The organism is Streptomyces sp. 8L (genome assembly GCF_020176795.1).
GTDB lineage: Bacteria > Actinomycetota > Actinomycetes > Streptomycetales > Streptomycetaceae > Streptomyces.
In genome coordinates this window covers 1-5822 of sequence record NZ_JAIUKE010000602.1, presented here as the reverse complement: position 1 = coordinate 5822, position 5822 = coordinate 1, and the positions used below count along the sequence as shown (strand labels likewise).

Sequence of the window (5822 nt, the reverse complement as noted above, 5' to 3'; positions counted from 1 at the left end):
CACCCGGCGGGGAGCCCCCCTCCTCCCCGCGAAAGGCAGGCTTTCCGTGGGTGAAAAGCACCGCGTCCGGTTCGAGCCGGTCGGGATCGAGATCGAGGCCGACGAAGAGGAGACCGTGCTCGACGCGGCGTTCCGCCAGGGCGTCATGCTGATGCACGGCTGCAAGGAAGGGCAGTGCTCGTCCTGCAAGTCCTTCCTGCTCGACGGCGACCAGCAGATGGAGCGCTACTCGACCTTCGCCCTCGCCGACTACGAGAGCGAGGAGGGCTACGTCCTGCTCTGCCGGACGCACGCCTACGGCGATCTCGACGTCGAACTCATCAACTACGACGAGGAGATGCTCCTCTCCGGCATCCCGCCCCGGGACGCAGCGGCCCGGGTCACCGCCGTCGAGGAGATGACCCACGACATCGTCCGGCTGGAGATCGAGCTCACCGGCGAGGGTGAACTCCCCTTCCGCCCGGGCCAGTACATCGACATCCGGGTGCCCGGCACCGACCACTGGCGGTCCTTCTCCATGGCCGCGCTCCCGCAGGACAAGCCGGGCGCCCGCCTGGAGTTCCTGATCAAGCGCTATCCCGGCGGACTCTTCTCCGGGCTGCTCGAAAGGGGGAGCGGGGAAGGGCAGGGAGAAGGCCGCGAACAGCGCCTCTCGGTCGGCGACCCGCTCGCCGTCAGGGGGCCCTACGGCTCCTGCGTGATGCGCGACGCCCCCGACCGGGGTCTCGTACTGCTGGCCGGCGGCGCCGGCATGGCGCCGATCCTGGCGCAGCTGCGGGCCCTCGCGGAATCGGGCTCCACCCGTCCCACCCGCTTCTACTACGGCGCGCGCACCGCCCGCGACCTCTTCGCCCTCGACGAGATCGCCGGACTCGGAAGCAGGCTCGCGGACTTCGCCTTCGTACCGGCGCTGTCCGAGGAACCGGCCGCCGGGCCCTACGAGCACGGCCTGATCACCGATGTGGTGGAGCGCCACGAGGGCGACCTGGCCGGCTTCGACGCCTACCTGTGCGGCCCGCCCGGGATGTGCGACGCGGCGACCGCCGTGCTCACCGCGAAGGGCATGCCCGAGGAGCGGGTCTTCCAGGACAGGTTCACCACGTCCACCGACACCTGAGGAGCACAGACGCATGGCAGAGACAGCCACCCGCAGTTTCCCCCAACCGCAGTTCACGGACGCGGAGGCCGGCGCGCTGGTGTTCCCCAGCTCCACCAGCCGCGCCTTCAACTACTACGAGCCGCAGAAGATGCGGGCCAGCATGTACGAGGACGTCACCTTCGACGTCCAGCCCGACCCCGAACGCCACCTCCTCCAAGGCTGGATCTACGGCTTCGCCGACGGCTCCAAGGGCTACCCGCAGGAGTGGACCGAGCTGCGGGCCGGGGACTGGCACCGCTTCCGCGACCCCAATGAGGAGTGGGAGCAGACGATCTTCCGCAACAACGCCAACGTGGTGCGGCAGATCCAGCAGAACCTGGCGGGCGCCCGCAAGGCCGAGGCGTACGCGCAGTGGACCCCGACGTGGACCCGCTTCGTGGAGCGCAACGTCGGCGCCTGGATGCACGCGGAACAGGGCCTCGGCATGCACGTGTTCGTGGCGGTGCAGCGCTCGGCGCCCACCAACATGATCAACAACGCGATGGCCGTGAACGCGGCGCACAAGCTGCGCTTCGCCCAGGACCTCGCGCTCTACAACCTCGACATCGAGGAGCAGCTGGCCCGCTTCGACGGCTCGGCGCACCGCGAGGTGTGGCAGTCCGAGCCCGCCTGGCAGGGCGTGCGGGAGAACGTCGAGCGCATCACCGCCGTCGAGGACTGGGCGGAGGCGCTGTTCGCGGCGAACCTCGTCTTCGAACCGCTCGTCGGCGAGCTGTTCCGCAGCCACCTCGTCATGCAGATCGCGGCCCGCAACGGCGACTTCACCACGCCGACCGTCATGGGCGCGGGCGAGAACGACTACGACCGCGACCTGCGCTACACCCGTGCGCTGTTCTCGCTGCTCGGAGGGGACGACACACACGGAGCGGCCAACCGGGAGGTGCTCCAGCGGTGGCTGGAGCGCTGGGTGCCGGTCAGCCTGGACGCCGCGCGCAGGCTCCAGCCGCTGTGGTCGCAGCCGGAGGAGAAGGTGCTGCGGTTCGAGGACAGCCTCGACCGCGCCAAGGAACGCGTCGTGGCGCTGCTCGGGGGCCTCGGTCTCGGCGCCGACGCCCACGTCGAGACCGAGGGGAGCGCGAAGTGACCGGAACAGACAGCGGGCGGTTCGCCGTCGACCGCAGTTCGTCCAACCGCTGCGGTGTGACGCTGATGAACAACCAGAACGGGTACGTCGTCGCCGACGTCATGCGCGGCAAGGAAGGCGTCGTCGTCACCGACTACCCCTCCATGATCCGGGTCGACGGCGACCGCGTCATCGACTTCGACTTCGACGAGATCTCCGACGCGCTCGGCGTCGAGTTCTCCGTCCAGGACTTCGAGGAGATCATGTCCACCCACTACGGGCGCATGGTCCACCTGGACGACCGCACCATCCTCTTCGCCAACCCGGAGGACGCTGCCGAGTACATCGACTTCGACCTCAGCCCCGTCGAGTCCTGAGACACCCCCGGGGGCACGTCGTTTCCTGGCCCCCGGCGAATCCCGAAGCACCCCGCGGGGCCCGGCCGCCGGGGGGCGGGGCCCCCGGCACCCCGTGATGACGCGAGCAGTGATGAAGGAGCGCGCATGTACCACAAGGACGGAATCGACTACTTCGTGGTTGACGGCCACATCCACTTCTGGGACGCGAGCGAGGAGAACACCGCCAACAAGTACGGGGAGGGGTTCATCCGCTGCTTCTACGACTACCAGCGCAACCTGAGCCCGAAGGAGTGGGTCTGGCCGCTGGAGAAGTTCCGCAAGTACAGCGAGGCGGACCTGCTGCACGACCTGTTCGAGACCGGATACGTGGACCGGGCCATCTTCCAGCCCACCTACCTCAGCGAGTTCTACCACCGCGGCTTCAACACCACCGAGACCAACGGCGCGCTGGTCCGCAAGCACCCCGACAAGTTCATCGTCAACGGCGCCTTCGACCCGCGCGACGGCGAGGCCGGCCTCGACCGCCTCGAACAGCTCGCGGAGGAGTGGCAGTTGCGGGGGCGCGGTGTGAAGCTGTACACCGCCGAGTGGCGCGGCGACTCCAAGGGCTACAAGCTGAGCGACCCGGGCGCGCTGACCTACCTCGCCAAGTGCGAGGAGCTCGGCATCCGCAACATCCACGTCCACAAGGGCCCCACCATCTGGCCGCTGAACCGGGACGCCTTCGACGTCGCCGACGTGGACGTGGCGGCCACCTCCTTCCCGAACCTCAACTTCGTCATCGAGCACTCCGGCGTGCCCCGCCTCGACGACTTCTGCTGGATCGCCACCCAGGAGCCGAACGTGTACGCGGGCCTCGCCGTGGTCCTCCCGTTCATCCACACGCGGCCCCGCTACTTCGCCAAGGTGATGGGTGAACTCCTGTTCTGGCTGGACGAGGACCGCATCACCTTCGGCAGCGACTACGCGATCTGGAGCCCGAAGTGGCTCGTGGAACGCTTCGTGGACTTCCAGATCCCGGAGGACATGCGCTCCGAGTACGGGGAGCTCACCACCGACATCAAGCGCAAGGTCCTCGGGCTGAACATGGCGAGGCTCTACGACATCAAGGTGCCCGAGTCCGCGCGCCTCTCCGCTCCGGGAGCGGTGGCCGCGTGAGCGCGGTCGCGACCGGGCGGGCGGGGGCCCGCGCGGTGCCCGCTGCCGACCCCGCGGCCGAGGCGCGTCCCGCCGGGACCGCCGCCGGGCGTGCCGCGGCCCGCTCGCGGCAGGTCACTGCGGCGCTCGCTACTGTCCTCGACCCGGAACTCGACCGTCCCATCACCGAGTTGGGGTTCGTGCACCGGGTGAGTGTGGCGGGCGGGCGGATCACGGCCCGCCTGCGCCTGCCCACCTACTTCTGCGCGCCCAACTTCGCCTGGCTGATGGTGGACGACGCCCGCAGGGCGCTCAGGGCGCTCGACTGGGCCGCCGAGGTGGAGGTGGAGCTTGAGGACCACTTCGCGTCGGACGAGATCAACGCCGGGGTCGCCAGGGGCGACGGCTTCGACGACGCGTTCCCCGCGCTCGCCGACACCGACCGGCTCGACGACCTGCGTACCGTCTTCCTGCGCAAGGGCATGATCGCGAGCCAGGGCCGGATCGGGCGACGGCTGCTCGACCACGGCTGGACCGTGCAGCAACTGGCCGACGCGCGCCTCGGCGACCTGCCGGAACGCGTCGGCCTGCCACTGCTGCGCCGCCGCAGGGCGCTCGGCCTGCCGTGCTCCACGGGCGCGCCGGCCTTCGTGGACGAGGCGGGCCGCGCGGTGCCCGCGTCCGGGATCGAATGCCACCTCACGCTCGCCAGGACCACCGGAGTCGGCATCGACGCCAACTCGGAGATGTGCAAAGGGCTGTTCGCCGTACGGTACGGCGAGGCGGCCCCCGACCACGACGGCGGGGAGGACGGCGACGACGGCGCACTCGGGGGAGGCGCCGACGACGGCGCACTCGGGGGAGGCGCCGCATGAAGGCCGTACGCACCCACGCCTATGACAGCACCCCGGTCGTGGAGGAGGTGCCGGACGCCCGGGTCCAGGGCCCGCTCGACGTGGTCGTGCGGATCGGCGGCGCCGGGCTCTGCCGCACCGACCTGCACATCATCGAGGGCCAGTGGGAGCCCAAGACGCATGTGGCGCTCCCGTACACCCAGGGGCACGAGAACGCGGGGTGGGTGGAGGCGGTCGGCAGCGCCGTCGGCAACGTGGCCGTCGGCGACCCGGTGATCCTGCACCCGCTGGTCACCTGCGGGCTGTGCGGGCCGTGCCGGCGCGGCGACGACGTGCACTGCGAGGCGTCGGCGTTCCCCGGCATCGACGCCGACGGCGGCTTCGCCGAGCTGATCCGCACCAACGCCCGTGCCGTCGTCAAGCTGGACGCCTCGCTCGCCCCGGCCGACGTGGCGGCGCTCGCGGACGCCGGGCTCACCGCGTACCACGCGGCGAAGAAAGCGGCGGCGAGGCTGGCGCCCGGGGACAGGGCGGTGGTGATCGGAGCGGGCGGCCTCGGGCACATCGGCATCCAGGCGCTGCGCGCGCTCAGTCCTGCCGAGCTGATCGTGGTCGACCGCTCGCCGGAGGCGCTCAAGCTGGCCGGGACGCTGGGCGCCCACCACACGGTCGTCGCCGACGGCGGCCAGGCGGACCACGTGCGGGAACTCACCGGCGGGCACGGCGCCGAGACCGTACTCGACTTCGTCGGCGAGGGCGGCGCCATCGAGGACGGGATCGCGATGCTGCGCAGGGCCGGCGACTACCACGTCATCGGCTACGGCGGAACGCTCCGGGTGCCGACCATCGACATCATCTCCTCGGAGATCAACTTCATCGGCAACCTCGTCGGCAGCTACACCGACCTGGTCGAGCTGATGGAGCTGGCGGCGCGCGGCCTCGTCACCCTGCACACCTCCAGGTACCCGCTCGACGCGTTCGCCCAGGCCCTGGACGACCTGGAGGCCGGACGGGTGCGCGGCAGGGCGATCCTCGTGCCCTGACGCCCCGGCCCGCCCGCCCCCCCAAGACAGGTGGCGGTGGCCGTCCGTGGACCCCTCCCGGCTCTCCGGGGCCGGTGGGGGTCGGCGCATCACGGAGCACCCCGGCCGCCGTCACCGCCGTGGTTCCGCCCACCCCCCCCCCGGGGGGGGCCCCCCCCCCCCCCCCGCGGACCCCCCGGGAATCGCCCCCCGGGGAGGGGCCGGGCA

Annotated in this window: 6 protein-coding genes; all 6 read left to right on the top strand. The window is 71.0% G+C overall.

What is annotated here, in order from left to right; genetic code table 11:
• The first annotated feature begins 46 nt into the window (after nucleotides 1-46).
• Nucleotides 47-1117, top strand: a complete 1071-nt coding sequence (locus LCE31_RS35475) for a 2Fe-2S iron-sulfur cluster-binding protein (RefSeq protein WP_225021926.1) — start codon at nucleotides 47-49, stop codon at nucleotides 1115-1117.
• A 13-nt stretch (nucleotides 1118-1130) separates the two neighbouring features.
• Nucleotides 1131-2243: an aromatic/alkene monooxygenase hydroxylase subunit beta gene (locus LCE31_RS35470; RefSeq protein ID WP_225021925.1), complete on the top strand. Its 1113-nt coding sequence runs from the start codon at nucleotides 1131-1133 to the stop codon at nucleotides 2241-2243.
• Nucleotides 2240-2599: a propane 2-monooxygenase effector subunit MimD gene (mimD, locus tag LCE31_RS35465; RefSeq protein WP_225021924.1), complete on the top strand. Its 360-nt coding sequence runs from the start codon at nucleotides 2240-2242 to the stop codon at nucleotides 2597-2599. The genes LCE31_RS35470 and mimD overlap by 4 nt, the downstream gene beginning before the upstream one ends.
• A 126-nt stretch (nucleotides 2600-2725) precedes the next feature.
• Complete coding sequence (locus LCE31_RS35460; protein ID WP_225021923.1) at nucleotides 2726-3739, top strand: amidohydrolase family protein; 1014 nt, start codon at nucleotides 2726-2728, stop codon at nucleotides 3737-3739.
• Complete coding sequence (locus LCE31_RS35455) at nucleotides 3736-4593, top strand: iron-sulfur cluster assembly protein (RefSeq protein ID WP_225021921.1); 858 nt, start codon at nucleotides 3736-3738, stop codon at nucleotides 4591-4593. Before LCE31_RS35460 ends, LCE31_RS35455 begins: the two co-directional genes overlap by 4 nt.
• Complete coding sequence (locus LCE31_RS35450) at nucleotides 4590-5615, top strand: NAD(P)-dependent alcohol dehydrogenase (protein ID WP_225021919.1); 1026 nt, start codon at nucleotides 4590-4592, stop codon at nucleotides 5613-5615. Before LCE31_RS35455 ends, LCE31_RS35450 begins: the two co-directional genes overlap by 4 nt.
• Nucleotides 5616-5822: the final 207 nt, after the last annotated feature.